The following is an 18,928-nucleotide window of genomic DNA, read 5'->3' as shown; positions in this document are numbered from 1 at the left end:
TCACGTGGTGTAGACCTTGTATCCGCATGCCGAGACGGATGCAACGGACGCAAAAGCAAACAGGGTCACAGGGGTTGGAGAAACAAGCGGTGCAGCGGCGAAGGACAGGACTGGTCGCGGTGGTCTCCGCGCTCGGCATGACGGCGACCCTCGCGGGCTGCGGCGGCTCGGGCGGTTCCTCGGACGTGACCCTGAAACTGGTGGCCGCCGACTACGGCGACTCGGACGCCAACAGCTCCCAGAAGTACTGGGACCAGCTCGTCAAGGACTACGAGAGCGACCACCCGGGGATCAAGGTCGAGGTCAGCGTCTACCCCTGGACCGACGTCGACCGCAAGGTCAAGGAGCGGGTCGCGGCGGGCGACGCACCCGACATGGCGCAGATCGGCGCGTACGCCGACTACGCGGCCAAGGGTGAGCTGTACAAGGTCGACGACCTGCTCTCCATACCCGTCGAGGCCAACTTCCTCTCGCAGTTCACCGACGCGGGGCAGCTGGATCTGACGCAGTACGGCATGCCGTTCGCGGCCTCCACGCGGCTGCTGTTCTACAACAAGACGCTCTTCGCCAAGGCCGGCCTCACCCCGCCGGAGACCTGGAGCGAGCTGGCGGCCGACGCCAGGGCGCTCAAGGCGGAGGGCGTCAAGTTCCCGTACGCGCTGCCGCTGGGTCCCGAGGAGGCGCAGGCCGAGACGATGCAGTGGCTGCTGAGCGGCGGCGACGGCTACACCGACGACGTCGGCACGTACACCATCGACTCCGCGCAGAACGTGCGGACGCTGACGTGGCTCAAGGACGAACTCGTCGGCAAGGGGCTCGTCGGACCCGTCGCACCTGCCAAGCTGAACCGCGCGGACGCGTTCACGGCGTTCACGCGCGGCGAGGTCGGGATGCTCAGCGGGCACCCCACGCTGATGCAGGCCGCCGCCAAGAAGGGCGTGAAGTTCGGCATGGTGCCGATGCCCGGGGCCGACAGCAGGACCAAGGCCACGATGGGTGTCGCCGACTGGATGATGGCGTTCAAGAAGAACGGCCATGGCAAGCAGATCGGCGACTTCCTCGACTTCGTCTACAGCGACAAGAACGTGCTCGCCTTCTCGCACGAGTACAACCTGTTGCCGGTTACCTCGTCCGCGTCCGACGCCATGGCCGCCGACAAGGACGACGAGGATCTCGCCCCCTTCCTCAAGGTGCTGCCCGCCTCGGTGCTCTACCCGGTCGGCAAGACCTCCTGGGCCCAGGTCAGCGCCGACATCAAGAAGCAGATCGCCAAGGCGGTGGGGCCGGGCGGCAGTCCGTCCGGGACCCTCGGCTCGCTGCAGATCGCGGCGACCACGGCGGACAGTGCGGGGTAGTTGTGTCAGTGGTGGGGGTTACGGTGCTGTCCATGGACGCCAGTGAGGAGCTCGGGCCCCGGGAGCGGGGGATTCTCGCGCTGGAGCGCCGCGGCTTCTCCGGGCCCGGCGCCAAGGAGCGAGCGATCCGCGAACAGCTCGGCCTCGCCCCGATCCGCTACTACCAACTCCTCAACGCCCTCCTCGACGACCCGCGGGCCCTGATCCACGACCCGATCACGGTGAACCGGCTGCGGAGGGTCCGGGAGGCCCGACGGGGGGAACGGTGACGCCGGGTGGACGGGGGGTGTGTTTCGCCCCCTCCGCCCCTGCCCGTCCCGTATCTGGGGGGCTCCGCCCCCCAGACCCCCCGTGTCGCGCTTCGCGCTCGTCCTCAAACTCCCCCACTCTCGGCTTCGCTCGAGCGGGGGGACCTCCATGACGGGGCTGAAATCGGCCTCTCCGTGGTTACTTCACCGGGAACGCCACGTCGCACACCGCGTCGTCCGGGCCCGCCGAGTCCCAGTCGGCGAAGTACACCTCCCGGCAGGGGCCGTCGCCGGAGAGTCCCTGTTCGGCGATCCACGCCTCCACGGCCTCGAAGGCGGCGTGGATCTGCGGATATCCGACCTGGGCCTTGGCGATACGGGTGTACGCAAGCCGCTGGGCGGGCTCGACGCGGACGCGAGTCGCGTGGGACCGCCCCTGCCGCGAGGCCCACGCCCGTGCGGCCTGCGCATCGGCGACCGGCACACACGCCTCGGCCGGCCCGTCGCTCTCGGTGCTGACCTCGGCGTAGTAGACGACGAAGGGCTCACCGGCGGTCCCCCCGCACTCGTGGGCACCGCTCTCCAGCCGCCCCAGCGAGGCGGGGATCCACACCGGCAGCTCATCCGCCAGCGTGTGCCGCCTCTCCGTGAGCACCACCCGCTCGGGCACCTCGACGGTCTCGACCACGAACTTCCCGTACATCTCGGAACTCCTCCCTGACAGCCGTCCACGGAGGTATGCGGCGAGCGCCCGCTGCGAAGCGAACCGCGCCTCGGCGCCGTCCCAGTACGCGTCGAGGAGCGTGGCGGCGGCGGATCCCTCCGCCTCCACCACCTCCGCGAGCCGCGCGAGCGGCATGTCGAGCTGGCGCAGCAGCGCGACGAGCCGGGCGCGTTCGACCTGGCCGGCGCGGTAGTAGCGGTAGCCGCTGTCCTCGTCGACGTGCGCGGGCGGCAGCAGCCCGAGCCGGTCGTACAGCCGCAGGGCCTTGGCCGAGAGCCGGGCCCGCGCGGCGAACGCGCCGATGGTGAGCAGTTCTTCGTCCACCATGTCATCCTCCGTCACCGGGCGCCTTCCGCCCGGTGACACAGGACGCTCCCCCTTGCCCCAGGGGCAAGGTCAACGGCGTATCAGCCGAGGGCCTTCTCGACGGCGGTGACGACCTCCGCCGACTCCGGCTCGGTCTGCGGCGAGAAGCGGCCGACGACCGTGCCGTCCCGCCCGATGAGGAACTTCTCGAAGTTCCAGCGGATGTCACCGCTGTGGCCCTCGGCGTCCTCGGTCGTGACCAGCCGCTCGTAGAGCCCGTGCCGTCCGTCCCCGTTCACCTCGACCTTCTCGGTCAGCGGGAAGGTGACGCCATACGTCGCCGAGCAGAACTCGGCGATCTCCTCGGAGGTCCCGGGCTCCTGGCCGAGGAACTGGTTGCAGGGCACGCCGAGGACGGTGAAGCCCTGGTCGGCGTACCGCTCGTGCAGTCGCTCAAGTCCCGCGTACTGCGGGGTCAGTCCGCACTTGGAGGCCACGTTCACCAGGAGCACGGCCTTGCCCTGGTACTGCGCGAGGTCGGCGGAGCCGCCCTGGAGAGCCCCGATTTCGATGTCGTACAGAGATTCAGTAGTCATGCATGGATGCTAGCCAGCGTGCACGGGGCGCTCGAAGAAGGTCTCCAGGACGACCGTCGCATGCGTTCCGCCGGCCCCGTCGATCGCGTACAGGCGCCGCAGTACGTCCTGGAGCCGCTCGGTGGTGGCGGTGCGCACCTTCACCGACGGGCGGCGTCCGCGTCGCGCTGCTGTCCCCGCGGCTCACGCTCCTGATGGCGGCGGCCCTGTACCTGGCGGCTGCCCTGACCGCCCGCCTCGGCCTGACCCGCCGCGCCCCCGCGCGTCTCCGGCCGCCCGTCCGTCGCGGCGACCTGGCGCACGAACGCGCGCCTGTGGTCCTCGCCGGAGCGCCGCACCCTCTACCTCCTCCTCTGGGTCCCCAACGGCCTGATCGTCGGCTGCGAGTCGCTGTACGTGTCGTACGCGCCGAACCGGGCCGGCGTGCTGTTCGCCTTCGCGGCGTTCGGCATGTTCGTGGGGGACGTGACGACGGGCCGCTTCCTCGCGCCCCGGGTGCGCGCCCGGCTGGGCATCCCGTTCCTGCTGCTGCTCGCGACGCCGTACCTGTTGTTCGTCCTCCGGCCTGGAGTGTCCGTGGCCGCGGTGTTTGTCGCCGTCGCCTCGATCGGTTTCGGGTCGAGCCTGATCCAGCAGGAACGCCTGGTGGCCCTGATTCCCGACGAACTGAGCGGACACGGCCTGGGACTGCACACGGCGGGGATGCTCACCATGCAGGGCGTGAGCGCGGCGCTGGCGGGAGCGGTCGCCCAACTCACCTCGGCGGGGACGGCGATGACGGTCATGGCGGTCGCCTCGATCACCGTGACCCTCACGCTGGCACCGTCTCTCCGCCGCCGCGCCGCCGGGACCTCGGATCCCCAACACCCGGAGATGTCCGCCCCACGGGGAAGGTAATCGGGAGTGAACTCTGCCTGAATTGAAGGCCGTTGTCCGAGGGGTATCACAACCACACCACGGGCCTCACGGTCGAAGGAGGCGCATCGACAAGCGCGCAGGACCTCACCGAGGGGGAACCATGTTCAGTCGCCGTAGCGCCGCCCTGGCGCTCACCACCGTGGCCGTGGCCGTGTCCGTCCCGACGGCACACGCCGCGACCGCCGCGAGCGCGACCGCGGTCGTCGCCCACCACAAGGTCTCCTACACGGCGGCCGCGGGCCAGACGAACAGGCTGACCGTCTCCTGGGCGCTCGGCGAGACCGATCCGGGGTCCCAACTGGCCGACTACATCTTCACCTTCGACGACACCGTCAGGATCTCCCTCGGCGCGGGGTGTGTCCGTCCGGACGCCGGCGACGACACCACGGCGGTCTGTACGGTCGCGGAGCCCGACTTCGAGGCGTCCGACCTCGATTCCCTGATCGTCGACCTCGGCGACGGCGACGACACCGCGACGGTCGCCGCCCACAGCGGCGCGTACACCAGGATCTACGGCGGACCGGGCCGGGACACCCTGACCGGCCACGGCCGCGACGTCCTCTACGGCCAGGACGGCGACGACCACCTCTCCGGTGGCGGCGGAGCCTACAGCGAGGGCGCCTTCGGAGGTGCGGGCAATGACACCCTCACGGCCTGCGGCTACACCTGTCACGGCGGCGCGGGCAACGACAGCCTGCACGGCGGCCTGAGCGAGAAGAACGCCGAGTACACCGACTACGGCAACGCGGTGTACGGCGACGACGGCAACGACAAGCTGTACGGCAACGCCGGCTCCGACCTCCTCCAGGGCGGCCGGGGCAACGACACCCTGTACGGCGGCACGGGCGACGACAAGCTGTACGGCAACAGCGGCGACGACCTCCTGCACGGAGGCGCAGGCGCCGACTCCCTCTCCGGCGGGCCGGGCAGCGACAGGGTGCACCAGGACTGAGCCACCGGCGCCGTGCCGGGCCGCCGCGGCCGGCACGGCGCCGCCGTCCGCCACGGACAGCCGTTGACACTCTCCGTGTTCGGAGGCTAACTTCACGGCGTCGTCGCCACACCAGGAGCACGAGGCTCCATTGGGACTTGCGACGCGAAGGACACTCTCCAGTTGACGACTGCGACCGTTTCCGAGATCCAGCACGTCACTCCGAGGCCGACCATCTCGGGCCTCTTCAGAGTTCAGCCCTACACACCACACTGTCAGGTGATCCACGCGGCCGGGGACCACGCCGTGATCGGTGTCTCGCCGGGCAACAGCTACTTCTCGGCCCGCCGGATCAATGATCTGGCGCGCTGGGGAACCGAGCACTTCGACCGGGTCGACTTCGTCTACACGGACCTTCATGTGGCGGAGATGTACGAGACGTTGGGCTATACCGCCGACGACGCCCGGCGCAAGGCGGTGAAGAACCTGCGGGGCGTACGCGCCAAGGTGACCGCCGCGGTGGAGGCCTTCGGCGCCGGGAGCGGCAAGCTCCGCGCCCACGCCATGTCGGACTTCGCCGACAACCCCGCGTATCGGAGGATCCACGGCCATATCCGCGAACTCCTGGACAAGGACCGGGAGTTCGGCGAGACCTGCGACGCGCTCGTGGACGCGTACCTCTCCTCGAAGGTCCTCGACGGGCGGGAGGGCACCGAGCGGCAGCGCGAGGTGTGCCTGAAGTACGTCTGCGCGGAGGCGCCGCTGTTCCTGGACACCCCGGCCATCCTGGGCGTCCCGTCCTCCCTCAACTGCTACCACCAGCTCCTGCCGATGGCCGAGCTGCTCTACGCGCGTGGTTCCGGTCTGCGCGCCTCCCGCAACCAGGGCCACGCGATCATCACGCCCGCGGAAGGAGATGGCGATGCCCTCTGAGACTCTGATCGACTTCCCGTTCTCCTGGCGGGGCGACCAACTTCCCGAAGAAGTGGAGGAGTTGCGGACGCACACGCCAGTGCGGCGGGTGCGGACGATCGCCGGGGACGAGGCCTGGCTGGTGTCCTCCTACGAGCTGTGCAAGCAGGTGCTGGAGGACGGCCGCTTCAGCCTGAAGGACACCTCGGCGCCCGGCGTACCGCGCCAGTACGCCCTGACGATCCCGCCCGAGGTCGTCAACAACATGGGCAACATCACCGGCGCGGGTCTGCGCAAGGCCGTCCTCAAGGCGCTCAATCCGAAGAGCGAGGGCCTGACGGACTGGATGCGGTCGTACGCCGCCGAACTGGTCGACGGGCTGATGGCCGAAGGTGCCCCCGCCGATCTGCGCGGTGGCTTCGCCGACCCGTACTCGGCGGCGATGCACTGCCACATCCTCGGCATCCCCCAGGAGGACGCGCCGCGGCTGATGCGCAGCCTGGACATCGCGTTCATGAACTCCGCCTGCCCGGTCTCGGGCGCGCGGCTGAACTGGGACCGGGACATCGGGTACATGACGGCCCGCCTCGACGACCCGTCCACGACCGGTCTGATGGCCGAACTGGCGGCTCTGCGCGGCGACCCGGAGTACGCCCACCTCACCGACGAGATGCTGGCGACGGTGGGGGTGACGACGTTCGGTGCGGGCGTCATCTCGACGTCCGGCTTCCTCACGATGGCACTGGTGTCGCTCTTCCAGCACCCGCAACTGGCAATGGAACTGACCGCCCACCCGGACAGAATCCCCGCCGCCGTGGACGAGCTGCTGCGCATCAACCTCTCCATCGGGGACGGACTGCCGCGCCTCGCCGTGGAGGACGTACGGCTGGGCGACGTGGACGTTCGCAAGGGCGAACTGGTCCTGGTCCTCGTCGAGGGCGCCAACTTCGACCCCCAGGAGTTCCCCGACCCCCACAAGGTCGACCTGACCCGGGAGAACAACACCACGCATCTCTCCTTCGGCGGCGGCAGTCACTACTGCCCCGCCACGGCGCTCGGCAAGAGGCACGCCGAGATCGCCCTGGAGACCCTCCTCGACCGCCTGCCCGACCTCCGACTGGCCGTACCCATCGAGCAGTTGGTCTGGCGCACGGGCTTCATGAAGCGCATCCCGGAGCGACTGCCGGCGATGTGGTGAGCGCGGTGAGGCCGCCCGTCACGCGGTGACATCGCGCCGACCGGCCGGGGGCCCACAAGGCCCCCGGCTCGTCGCGCTTCCGCACTCTCCTGACTGTGGCCTGAATCACATCCCATAAGATTCCTTCGTGAAGGTATTCTTTGTGGAGCCTGGTCGGACGGCTACCTCTGGAAGGACACCCGGCGTGGACGACGTGATGGAAGCTCTGCGGGACCGGTTCGGCGGCGGGGAGGCCGCGCTCGTCGACGAGGAGCTGACGGCCGCGGTGGCCGTGGCGGTGCACCGGCGCACCGGAGCGCGGGAGGTCGAACTCGACGGTGCCGGGCCGCTGCGTATCGACCCCTCGCTCACCTTTCGGGAGCTGACCGCGAGGGTTCGGGAACTCGGCGCCGGACTCGGTGTGGTGGCCGGGGCGGGCGCCGAACTCGACGTCGACACCGACCGGTTGGCCCGGCTGGTCGAGCGGCTCGCCGAGGACCCCGACGTGCCCGTGGGCCGAGTCGATCTGGCCTACCCGGAGGAGCTGGAGCGGCTGCGCGCGTGGAACGACACCGGCCACCCCGTCCCCGCGACCACGCTCGTCAGGCTCATCGAGGAGCAGGCGGCGCGCACTCCGGGCGCCGAAGCGGTGCGGGACGAGGCGGGCGCCCTGGACTTCGCCCGCTTCGGCCGGGAGTCCAACCGCCTCGCCCGGCTGCTGATCGCCCGCGGCGCGGGCCGGGGACGTACGGTGGCCGTCGCCCTGCCCCGCTCCAACCGGCTGCCGCTGGCACTCGCGGCCGTGCTCAAGTCCGGCGCGGCGTACGTACCGCTGGACCTCGACCACCCGGCCGGCCGCCTCGCGGCGGTGGGGGAGGACACCCGGCCCGTCGCGGTGGTCGGGGCGAGTGGGGTGGAGGCGGTGGCGCGGACCGCGGCACTCGAGGGTGCGGCCGTCCTCGACCTCGACGCCCCCTCCCTGCACGCCGAACTCGCCCGCCTGTCCGGCGCCGACCTCGGCGCCGGTGAACTGCCCGACGGTCCGGCCGGGCCCGAGGACCCCGCCTACGTCATCCACACCTCCGGCACCACGGGCCGCCCCAAGGGTGTCGTCATCGCGCACGGTGCGATCTGCAACCGGCTGCTGTGGATGCGGGAGGAGTACGGAACCGGTGCGCACGACCGGGTACTGCACAAGACGCCGGCCGGATTCGACGTGTCCGTATGGGAGTTGTTCCTGCCGCTGATCAGCGGGGCGGCGATGGTCGTCGCGCCGCCCGGAGCGCACCGGGACCCGGCCCGCCTGGCGGAGCTGGTGCGGCGGGAGCGGGTGACCCTCGCGCACTTCGTGCCGTCGATGCTCCAGGTCTGCCTCCAGGGTCCCGGGCCCTGGCGGGGCACGGGGCTGCGGCGGATCGTGTGCAGCGGCGAGGCGCTGCCCACCGAACTCGCCGCGCGGGCCACCGAGGTGATGGGTGCCGAGGTGCACAACCTGTACGGGCCCACCGAGGCGGCCGTGGACGTGACGGCGTGGCGGTACTCGGCGGCGGACACCACGCCGACGGTGCCGATCGGGCGGCCCGTGTGGAACACCCGGACCCATGTCCTGGACGCGGCGCTGCGGCCGGTGCCGCCCGGGACGGTGGGGGAGCTGTATCTCGCCGGTGACCAGCTCGCGCGGGGATATCTGGGGCGCCCGGAGCTGACGGCGGGACGGTTCGTCGCCGACCCCTTTGGTCCGCCCGGCGGCCGGATGTACCGGACGGGTGACCTGGTACGCCAACTGGCGGGCGGCGAGCTGGAGTTCCTCGGGCGCGCCGACCAGCAGATCAAGCTGCGCGGGGTGCGGATCGAACCGGCCGGTATCGAAGCGGCGCTGGCGGCCCACACGAGCGTACGGACCGCCGCGGTGCTGCTGCGCGAGGACCGGCCGGGGCATCCGTACCTCGCCGCCTACGTGGTGCCGGTCGCGGGCGCCGACGCCGGGCCCGAGGTCTGGCGGGAGCATCTGGCGCGGCTGCTGCCCGACGCCATGGTGCCGGGCGCGTTCGTCACGCTGGAACGGCTGCCGACGACCGTCAACGGCAAGCTGGACCGGGCGGCGCTTCCGGCGCCCACGACGGCCGGGACGGATGCCGGTGAACAGCCGGGGACCGTCCGGGAACGTGCGCTGTGTGCGCTGTTCGCCCGGGTTCTCGGCCTGGAGCGGGTCGGCCCGCACGACAACTTCCTTGCCCTCGGCGGCCATTCGCTGACCGCGGCCCGCCTGTCGACGCTCGTACGGACCATCCTCGGGGTGGAGCTGTCGATCCGGGACCTGTACGAGTGGCCCACCCCCGCCGCGCTCGCCGAGCGGCTCGACGGTGCGCCGGCCGCCCGGCCGCCGCTGACCGCCCGGCCCAGGCCCGCGCGCGTACCGCTGTCCGCGGCCCAGTCGAGCCTGTGGTTCCTGGACCGGATGGGCGGTGGCGGGGCGACGTACAACATGCCGCTCGTGCTGCGACCCCGGCGGGCCCTGGACGTCGACGCGCTGCGGGCGGCCCTCAGCGACCTCGCCGACCGGCACGAGATCCTGCGCACCCGGCTGACCGCCGTCGACGGCACGCCGTACCAGGAGATCGCCGAAGTCGGCGGGTTGCGCCCCGTACTGGCGGTCGTGGACTGCCCGGAGGAGGAGGTCGAGGCGCAGGTGGCGGCGGTCGCGCACCGCCGTTTCGACCTGGAGAAGGACGCCCCGCTGTGGGGTGCCGTGCTGGGCGGGCGGGTCGTGGTGCTCGTCCTGCATCACGTGGCGGGCGACGGCTGGTCGCTGCGACCGCTGGCCCGCGAGCTGGGGCACGCGTACGCGGCCCGGGCGGCCGGGCGGGCTCCGGAGTGGGAGCCGCTGCCGGTGCAGTACGCCGACTATGCGCTGTGGCAAGAAGCGTTGCTGGGCGAGGGAGTGCTGGCGGAACGTCAGCGGGACTTCTGGCGGGACACGCTCGACGGGCTGCCGGAGCGGACCGAGCTCCCTGTCGACCGTCGGCCCGGCGACGCACCGTCCCCGGTGCCGGGCGGCAACCTCGCCCTGCCCGTCGACGCCCGGCTGCACGCGGCGCTGAAGCGGCTCGCCGAGGACTCGGGGGCCAGCCTGTTCATGGTGCTGCACGCGGCACTCGCGGCGCTGCTGACCCGGTGGGGCGCGGGCAGCGACATCGCCATCGGTACGCCGGTGGCCGCCCGCGCCGACAGCGCGCTCGACGGGCTGATCGGACACTTCGCCAACACGCTGGTCCTGCGCGCCGACACCTCGGGAGATCCCCGCTTCCGTGAACTCCTCGACCGTGTCAGGGCCGTGGACCTGGCCGCCTACGACCACCAGGACCTGCCCTTCGAGTCGGTGGTCGAGGCGGTGAACCCGGTCCGGGTGCCGGGCCGCCACCCGCTGTTCCAGGTGATGCTGGCGCTGCAGAACAACGAGGACGCCGAACTTCGCCTGGGCGAGGAGGTGCTGAGGCTCGAGCCGCACCCCACCGCCACGGCCAAGTTCGACCTGTTCTTCGACGCCGTCGAGCGGTACACCGGGCACGGCGTGCCGGACGGCATCGACTTCCGCCTCGACTACAGCGCGGAGCTGTTCGATCCGGGCACGGCCGCGGCACTCGGCGAGGCCTGGTGCGCCCTGCTGGCCGCCGTCGCCGCCAACTCCGGACAGCGCCTCGGTCATCTGCCCGCACCCCGGCATACCGGAGAGGGGCAGGCCGTCCGGCCCGAGTCCCGTGTGCTCGCCCAGGGCGGCATCCGTGACGCCGTCTCCGTCGCCGGGACCGGCTCGGACGTACTCGTCCTTGCCGTGCCCGAGCGGGAGGGCGCGGTACGCCGGGCCGCCGAGACGACCGGGGTGCGCGTGGTCGCCGTCTCGGATCTGCCGCGTACGCCCGACGGGGACGTGGACCGGGCGGTGCTGAGCGCGCTGGAGCCGGTCGACGAGGTGCTCGCCGACGAATGGCGGCGCGAACTCGGCGCACTGCCCGGCGTGTTGGCCGCCGAGGTCACGCTGGAGGCGGACGCTCCCGAGCGGGCGGCACTGGAGTTCGCCGCCCCGACGCACGCGGGGGCCGCGGACGAGGCGGTGCCCGTCGCGGCCGACGCGCCCCCTTCTCTGAGTGAAGGGCCCCCGCTTCCCGAACCCGCCCCCGCCACGCTCGACGACGCGCTGCTGCGGGCCACACAAGCCGGCCCTGGCGGCGAGGTCGTCCACGTACGGGCCGACGGCACCGAGGTGCGCCGCGGCTACGCGAGCCTGTACGCCGAGGCCACCCGGGTGCTGGGCGGGCTGCGCGCCCACGGGCTCGCACCCCGCGACGCCGTGATCCTGCAGTGCGACGACAACGAGGACTTCCTGGCCGCGCTGTGGGGCTGCCTCCTCGGCGGCTTCGTCGTCGTACCGCTGACCGTGCCGCCCTCGTACGACACCGCGTCGGCGGCGCGCGCCAAGCTGGTCGGCGTCCACAGCATGCTCGGGCGGCCGTGGGTGATCACCTCGGGGCGGCACGCGGAGGCGGTACGGGCGGTGCTCGGCGTGGAGCGCGAGAGCGACGAGAGCGACGAGGGGGATGCCGGCGCCCTCCCGGGAGCTGGAGCCGCTGCCGCCGTCCCTCGCGTCGCCACCGTCGGCGCCCTGCGGAACGCCGACCCCGACACCGCCGTCCACCCCGCGCGGCCCGAGGACACCGCGCTGATGCTGCTGACCTCCGGCAGTACGGGCCTGCCCAAGGCGGTGCGCCTCAGTCACCGCAACATCCTCACGCGGTCCGCCGCCACCGCGGCCGTCAACTCCCTTACAGCGGACGAGACGTCGCTGAACTGGATTCCGATGGACCATGTCACCGGCGTGGTGATGTTCCATCTGCGGGACGTGTATCTCGGCTGCCGGCAGGTGCACGCGCCCACCTCCTGGGTGCTCGCCGACCCGCTGCGCTGGCTCGACCTCGCCCACCGGCACCGGGCGACCGTCACCTGGGCGCCCAACTTCGCCTTCGGTCTGCTCGCCGAGCACGCCCACCGCATGGCGGACCGTACGTGGGATCTGTCGGCGCTGCGGTTCATCACCAACGCGGGCGAGGTCGTCGTCGCCGCCACGGCACGCCGTTTCCTGGAGCTGCTCGCCCCCTACGGCCTGCCGCGCACCGCGATGCATCCGGGCTGGGGCATGTCCGAGACGTCCTCCGTGGTCACCGACGCCGAACTGGCCGCCGAGCCGAGCCCGGACGAGGGAGCCGTCGTCAGCTGCGGACTGCCCTATCCCGGGTTCGCGATGCGTGTGGTCGACGACGAGGAACGGATCGTGCCGGAAGGCACGCCGGGGCGGCTCCAGGTCCGCGGCACCTCGGTGACGGAGGGCTATCACGACAACCCGGAGCAGAACGCGGAGGCCTTCACCCGGTGGGGGTGGTTCGAGACCGGGGACCTGGCCTACCTGCACGACGGCGAGCTGTACCTGACCGGCCGCGCCAAGGACGTCATCATCATCAACGGCGTCAACCACTACAGCCACGAGATCGAGGCCGTCGCCGAGGAACTCCCCTTCGTGCAGCGGTCGTTCACCGCCGCCTGCGCGGTACGCACCGACCTTTCCGCGGCCACCGACTCCCTCGCCCTCTTCGTCCACCTCACCCCCGGCACCGACGAGGCCGCCGCCCTGCGCGAGCTGCGCGGCAAGGTCACCCGCGAGACGGGGGTCGCTCCCGCCCACCTGGTGCCCGTCGGACCGGAGGACATACCCAAGACGGAGATCGGCAAGATCCAGCGCACGCTGCTGCGACGGCGCTTCGAGGCGGGCGAGTTCGACGCCGTCGTCCGCCGGGCCGAGCGGCTGCTGGGGACCGTGTCGACGGTGCCGGACTGGTTCCTGCGGCCGGTCTGGCAGCGCGCCGAACTGGGCGCTCTCCCGGGCGAGTCGGGTGCGGCTCTTGTCGTCGCCGGGCGCGATGTGGAAGCGGCCGGGCGGATCGCCGGGCAGTGGCGGGCGGTCGGCGGGCTGTGCACGGTAGTGACGTGGGCGGACGCGTTCGTACGCCGCGACGCCGCCGAGTACAGGCTGCGGGCCGACTCCGTCGAGGACTGGACCGTACTCCTGGAGCGGCTGGCGGCGGACGGGCGCACGCCCGACGTGGTGATGCAGCTGGGTGTCCACGAGCCGGACGGGGATCAGCTGGACGATTCCGAGAACCTGTTGGTGCTGGCCAAGGCGCTGGCCGCGCGGCCGAGGCCGGTCGCCGTGCATCTGGTGACGGTGAACGCCTGGGCGGTGGAGGAGCGGGACCGGCCCTCGTACGCCCATGCCGCGGCGGGCGGGCTGCTGAAGAGCCTGCGCGCCGAACTGCCCTGGCTGGAGGGGCGGCACCTCGACTTCGACGAGCTGGACGTCCCGCTCCTGATGGCGGAGACCGGCAGCCGCGATACCGCGCCCGAGGTCGCGTACCGGGCGGGGCTCCGCTTCGTCCGCCGGCTGGCTCCCGTCGCCGGACCGCTGCCACCCGCGCCGGCCCTGCCGACGGGCGGATTCCACGTCGTCAGCGGCGGCCTCGGCGGGCTCGCCACCGAGGTCTGCGCGCACCTGCTGGCCACCCCGGGCACCCGGCTGCTGCTGCTCGGCCGTACCGAACCGGCCCCCGGGGACAACGAAGACGCGCGCAGCGTCGCGTACCGGCGGCTGAGCGAACTCGGCCAGGTCCGTTACGAGAGCGTCGACGTCACCGACGAGGAGCGGGTGCGGGCGGCGGTCGAGCGTGCGGCGCGGGACTGGGGAGTGCCGCTCGCCGGGGTCTTCCACCTCGCGGGCGGCTTCGACCAGCGGCCCGCCGTGGAGTACTCCCCGCACGAGTGGCGGAATGCTCTCGCCGCCAAGGTCACCGGCGGCCGGGTGCTCGCCGGGCTCGCGGCCGCGCACCCGGGAGCGGCGTTCACCGCCTTCTCCTCCGTCAACGGCTTCTTCGGCGGGGCTCTGAGCAGCGCGTACTCGGCCGCGAACGCCTTCCTCGACGCGCTTGCCGTGCATCAGCGCCGGGTCGTCGGCGTGGCGGCGCGGAGTCTCGCGTGGAGCCGCTGGGACGAGCTCGGCATGAGCCGCGGCTACGGACTGGCCGCGCTCACCGAGGCCCGCGGCTATCGCACCGTCGACCTGGCGTCCGGGCTGCGCAGTCTTCGGGCCGCGCTCGGCATCGACGAGCCGCACCTGCTGATCGGCGCGGACCGCGACGCGGTGTGGGTGGGCAGCCATGTCGTCGCCCCGTCCCGCCCGCTGCACCGGCTCGCGGCCCGCGTCACCCTCGCCGAGGACACCGACCTCGGCGCCCTGCACCGCGCCGCCGCCGAGGCCGCCGTACGGATCGGCGCGGGGAAGCGATGGGTGCTGCGGGCGGCCGGGAGCGCCGCGCCCTCGCCGGACAGCCGAACCGAGGGCGACTCGGCCGTGCTCGCCCTCGAGGAGCAACTGACCGGCATCTGGCGCGAAGTCCTCGGCACCGACCGGATCGGCCCGCTGGACAACTTCTTCGAGCTGGGCGGTACGTCCCTCCTGCTGGTCCGCGTCCAGACGCTGGCCGGGCAGCGGCTCGGCCACGAGCTCACCGTCGTCGACCTCTTCGACCATCCCAGCGTGCGGGCGCTCGCTGCCCATCTGCTGGCCCGTGCCGGTGCCCCGGTGCCCGGCGGCTCGTCCCCCACCCTCCGGCGGGCCCGCGACCGTGCCGCACGGCACCGCGTCGCCCGCTCCGCCCGCCGTCCCCTGGACACCGAAGGGACCGTCCGTCATGTCTGACCCCACCCCCGAGCCGTATGGCTCCGATTCCTCGGCCGCGCCGACGGAAGCGTTCGACATCGCCGTGGTCGGGCTGGCAGGCCGTTTTCCCGGAGCGGCGACGGCGGACGAGTTCTGGCGGCTGCTCGCCGAGGGGCGGGAGGGCGGCAGGGACGTCGGGGACGAGGAGTTCCTCGCCGCCGGCGGTGACCCGGCCGACCTCGACGACCCGTCGCTCGTCCGCAAGGTCTTCGCGCCCGACGGCATCGACCTGTTCGACGCGGCCTTCTTCGGATACAGCCCGGCCGACGCCGAACTCCTCGACCCACAGCAGCGGTTGCTGCTGGAGTGCGCCTACCACGCCCTGGAGGACGCCGGATACGCCGTGCTCCCCGACGAGCGGATCGCGGGCGTGTACGCGGGGGCCGACGACAGCCAGTACTACCCCGCGCACGTCCACCCGCGCCTCGGCGGCGGACCCGCCTCCGTGGCACAGACGCACGCCGCCATCAGCAACTCGCTGGGCGCGCTGGCCACCCGGCTGTCGTACGAACTCGGTCTGACCGGGCCGAGTGTGAGCCTGCAGACGACGTGCTCGACCGGGCTGGTCACCGTGCACACCGCCTGCCAGGAACTGCTCGGCTTCACGTGCGACATCGCGCTGGCCGCCGCCGCGAGCGTCAACCCGTCGGGGGCGCTGGGCTACCGCCATGTGCCCGACGGGCCGTTCTCGCCGGACGGCCGCTGCCGGGCCTTCGACGCGGACGCGCGGGGCACCGTCTCGGGCAGCGGAGTCGGCGTCGTCGTTCTCAAGCGGCTGGAGGACGCGCTGGCCGACGGGGACCGCATCCGGGCCGTGGTCAAGGGCACCGCCGTCAACAACGACGGCCGCCGCAAGATGGGCTTCACCGCGCCCAGTGCCGAGGGGCAGACGGAGGTGATCCTGGAGGCGCAGGCCGCCGCCGGGGTGGCCGCGGACTCCCTCACGTACGTGGAGGCGCACGGCACGGGCACCCGGATCGGCGACCCCATCGAAGTCACCGCCCTGACCCGGGCGTTCCGTGAGACCACCGGCCGGCGGCAGTACTGCGCACTGGGCTCCGCCAAGACCAACATCGGACACCTGGGCGCCGCCGCGGGCCTCGCCGGCTTCATCAAGACCGTCCTCGCCCTCGAACACCGGGCCATCCCGCCGAGCCTGCACTTCGACACCCCGAACCCGCACATCGACTTCGCGTCGAGCCCGTTTCGGGTGCCGACCCGCCTGGAGCGCTGGGAGAGCCCGCAGGGGCCGCGTCGCGCCGCCGTCAGCGCGTTCGGGGTGGGCGGGACCAACGCACATGTCGTACTGGAGGAGGCACCGGAGCCGGCGGGCGCCACGGATCCCGTACGAGAGGAAGCCCCGAACTCCCTTTCCGCAGACCCGCATTGGCGCATCCTTCCCCTTTCCGCCCGCACCCCCACCGCCCTTCCCGCCATGGGCGCCGACCTGGCCGCCCACCTCGTCGGTCAGGCCGCCCTCCCCCTCGGCGAGGTCGCCCACGGCCTGCGGACCAACCGCTCCGAGATGCCGTACCGCACCGCCGTGGTCGTACGGGACGCGGCGGACGCGGCCCGGACGCTCACCGCCCCCCTGCCGGCCCCCGACCACGTGCCGCCGGGGCGGGTAGCGCCCGTCGCCTTCCTGCTGCCCGGCGGCGGCACGCAGTACGTCGGCATGGGCGCCGGGCTCTACCACGCGCTGCCCGTGTACCGGGACGCCATCGACACCTGTGCCCGGATCCTGCGCCCGCACATCGGCCACGATCTGCGGACGGATCTGTACGAGCGCACCGCGCCGGGCAGCCCGGAGGCGTTTGTGGCGCTGGTGGCCACGCAGTACGCGCTGGCGAGCACGCTGCTGGAGCACGGCGTGCGCCCGGCCGCGCTGATCGGGCACTCGCTCGGCGAGTACACCGCCGCCTGCCTGGCCGGGACGCTGTCCCTGGAGGAGATGCTGCCGCTGGTCGCCGCCCGCGTCCGGCTGATCATCGCGGCGGGCGGCGCCACCACCGGAGTGGCACTCGGCGAGGAGGAGGTGCGCGGCCACCTCGTCGACGGCGTCTCGCTGGCCGCCGTCAACGGCCCGGCCGCCTGCACCGTCGCGGGGCGCGAGGACGCGATCGCCGCGCTGGAGGCGAAGCTCACCGCGAACGGGGTGGACCACCGGCGACTGCGCATGCCCGCCGCCGCCCACTCGCCCGTGCTGGACCCCGTCCTGGAAACCTTCGCCTCGGCCCTGGAGGGCGTCACCTTCCGGCCGCCGCGCATCCCGTACGTCACCAACGTCACCGGTACCTGGATCACCGACGAGCAGGTCACCGACCCGCGCCACTGGATCGCCCACACCCGCGAGACGGTCCGCTACGCCGACGGCATCCGGACGCTGTGGGAGCGCGATGCCCCGCTGCTCCTCGAGGTCGGCCCCGGCCAGGTCCTCACCATGCTCGCCGGGTCCGTCCTGTCCGGCGAGGCCCTGACCTCCGTCCCCACCCTCCGCCACGCCAAAGCGGCCCGCCCCGACACCCAGGTCTTCGCCGAAACCCTGGGCCGGCTGTGGAGCGCGGGCGCGCGCGCCGACCTGGACCGCTGGAACGGCTCGGGCGGTACGCGCCGGGTGCCTCTGCCGCCGTACCCCTTCGACCGCCGTCGTCACTGGATCCCCGCGCCCCGGGCGACGGCCCGCGCGACCACCCATGCGACGGAAGTCGAGCGGAAACGCCCGCCCCGCCCCCACCTCGCCCTCCCGTACACCGCTCCCCGCACCGACCTCGAGCGAGCCGTCACCGCGCACTGGGAGGACGTGCTCGCCATCGACGGGATCGGGGTCGAGGACAACTTCTTCGACCTGGGCGGGGACTCGATGCGGGCGGTGCTGCTGGCGGGCAGGCTGCGCACGGCCGGTGTTCTCGACGTGCCGGTCACCCGGCTGCTGGCCGCGCCCACCGTGTCCGCCCTGGTCGCCGACACGGACGGCGACGGGTACGCGCCGGTACTGGCGCTGCGTTCGGGCGGCTCCCGGCGCCCCCTGTTCTGCGTCCACCCCAGCATCGGGACGGCCTGGTGCTACACGGCGCTGCTGCCCCGGCTCGGCCCCGACCAGCCGGTGTACGGGCTGCAGGCACACGGACTCGACGGCCGGCTCCCGGTGGCCGAGGACGCCGGGCGGATGGTCGCCGACTACCTGGGACACGTGCGCGCCGTCCAGCCGCACGGCCCCTACCGGCTGCTCGGCGGGTCGTACGGCGGGGTCGTCGTGCACGCCATGGCCACCGAACTGCGCCGTCAGGGCGAGGAGGTGGAGCTGCTCGCGATGATGGACTCCCCGCTGCCGCAGCGGCTGGCCGCTCTGCCGGTGCCCGGCCCGCAGGAGGCCGAGCGGACGGTTGCCGCGATCCTGCGCGGCGACGCTTCCGAGGTGCCGATGGGCGACGCCGACGTCCGCGCGATGGGCCGCGTCTTCGCCAACAACCTGCGAATCTCACCGGGTTTCGAACTCGGCTCCTTCGACGGCGACCTGCTCTTCTTCACCGCCGACGGCCCCGGCTCCGTACCGGAGGGGCTCCCCGCGACCACGGGCGGCGAGCCGCTCACCGCCCAGTGGCGACGGCACATCGCGGGCACCGTCCACGACCACCAACTGCCCTGCGGCCACTACGAGATGACCCGGCCCGAACACATCGCCCAGGTCGGTGACGTACTGGCCAGGGCGCTTGAGGCGCTCGACGCCCGCCCCGTTCCCGGAGAGGAATGACCCCGGTGCCCAGTCCTTTCGAGCCCGCCGACGACCCCGACGCCCGCTATCTGCTGCTCGCCAACGACGCCGGACAGCACAGTCTGTGGCCTGCCTTCGCCGAGGTGCCGGACGGCTGGACCGTCCGCGTTCCGGCCACCACCCACCGCGCCTGCACGGCCCACCTCGAGGGAGACCCGCGATGACCA

General features: G+C 72.6%; 10 protein-coding genes and 2 pseudogenes. 9 read left to right on the top strand and 3 right to left on the bottom strand.

The annotated features are described in order from the left end of the window. The first annotated feature begins 89 nt into the window (after positions 1–89). Entirely contained in the window at positions 90–1,355 is a 1,266-nt protein-coding gene (locus tag AB0D27_RS20605; RefSeq protein WP_362510531.1) for an extracellular solute-binding protein, read from the top strand. Positions 1,356–1,387: 32 nt separating this feature from the next. Continuing rightward, positions 1,388–1,624 carry a DUF3263 domain-containing protein gene (locus AB0D27_RS20600; RefSeq protein ID WP_362510528.1) on the top strand — a complete coding sequence of 79 codons (237 nt, stop codon included), beginning with the start codon at positions 1,388–1,390 and terminating at the stop codon, positions 1,622–1,624. A 178-nt stretch (positions 1,625–1,802) separates the two neighbouring features. Here the strand turns inward: AB0D27_RS20600 and AB0D27_RS20595 are convergent, their stop codons facing one another. The 3 genes and pseudogenes from AB0D27_RS20595 to AB0D27_RS20585 form a co-directional block, all read right to left on the bottom strand. Beyond that, positions 1,803–2,654 (bottom strand): MerR family transcriptional regulator, encoded by an 852-nt coding sequence (locus AB0D27_RS20595; RefSeq protein WP_362510525.1) that lies wholly within the window; start codon positions 2,652–2,654, stop codon positions 1,803–1,805. 80 nt (positions 2,655–2,734) lie between these two features. Continuing rightward, a complete protein-coding gene (locus tag AB0D27_RS20590; protein WP_362510522.1) occupies positions 2,735–3,229 on the bottom strand; it encodes a glutathione peroxidase in 495 nt (164 codons plus the stop codon). A 9-nt stretch (positions 3,230–3,238) separates the two neighbouring features. Then, a pseudogene (locus AB0D27_RS20585) lies at positions 3,239–3,373 on the bottom strand (Lrp/AsnC family transcriptional regulator); the annotation flags it as partial. A gap of 2 nt (positions 3,374–3,375) precedes the next feature. On the opposite strand from AB0D27_RS20585, the pseudogene AB0D27_RS20580 reads away from it, so the two are divergent. The 7 genes and pseudogenes from AB0D27_RS20580 to AB0D27_RS20550 form a co-directional block, all read left to right on the top strand. Beyond that, positions 3,376–4,126: pseudogene (locus AB0D27_RS20580) on the top strand (MFS transporter); the annotation flags it as partial. 121 nt (positions 4,127–4,247) lie between these two features. Further along, positions 4,248–5,099: a calcium-binding protein gene (locus tag AB0D27_RS20575; protein WP_362510519.1), complete on the top strand. Its 852-nt coding sequence runs from the start codon at positions 4,248–4,250 to the stop codon at positions 5,097–5,099. A 162-nt stretch (positions 5,100–5,261) separates the two neighbouring features. After that, positions 5,262–6,011, top strand: a complete 750-nt coding sequence (locus AB0D27_RS20570) for a tRNA-dependent cyclodipeptide synthase (protein WP_362510517.1) — start codon at positions 5,262–5,264, stop codon at positions 6,009–6,011. Beyond that, positions 6,001–7,188 carry a cytochrome P450 gene (locus tag AB0D27_RS20565; protein WP_362510514.1) on the top strand — a complete coding sequence of 396 codons (1,188 nt, stop codon included), beginning with the start codon at positions 6,001–6,003 and terminating at the stop codon, positions 7,186–7,188. The genes AB0D27_RS20570 and AB0D27_RS20565 overlap by 11 nt, the downstream gene beginning before the upstream one ends. A 184-nt stretch (positions 7,189–7,372) precedes the next feature. Beyond that, positions 7,373–14,968 (top strand): amino acid adenylation domain-containing protein, encoded by a 7,596-nt coding sequence (locus tag AB0D27_RS20560; protein ID WP_362510511.1) that lies wholly within the window; start codon positions 7,373–7,375, stop codon positions 14,966–14,968. Beyond that, a complete protein-coding gene (locus AB0D27_RS20555) occupies positions 14,961–18,740 on the top strand; it encodes a beta-ketoacyl synthase N-terminal-like domain-containing protein (RefSeq protein ID WP_362510508.1) in 3,780 nt (1,259 codons plus the stop codon). The genes AB0D27_RS20560 and AB0D27_RS20555 overlap by 8 nt, the downstream gene beginning before the upstream one ends. Continuing rightward, the gene (locus AB0D27_RS20550; RefSeq protein WP_362510506.1) at positions 18,737–18,925 is read left to right on the top strand and encodes an MbtH family protein; all 189 of its coding nucleotides are present in this window, start codon (positions 18,737–18,739) and stop codon (positions 18,923–18,925) included. The genes AB0D27_RS20555 and AB0D27_RS20550 overlap by 4 nt, the downstream gene beginning before the upstream one ends. Positions 18,926–18,928 lie beyond the last annotated feature (3 nt).

The organism is Streptomyces sp. NPDC048415 (assembly GCF_040651675.1).
In the GTDB taxonomy this organism is placed as follows: Bacteria; Actinomycetota; Actinomycetes; order Streptomycetales; family Streptomycetaceae; genus Streptomyces.
This window is presented reverse-complemented; position numbering and strand designations above follow the sequence as displayed.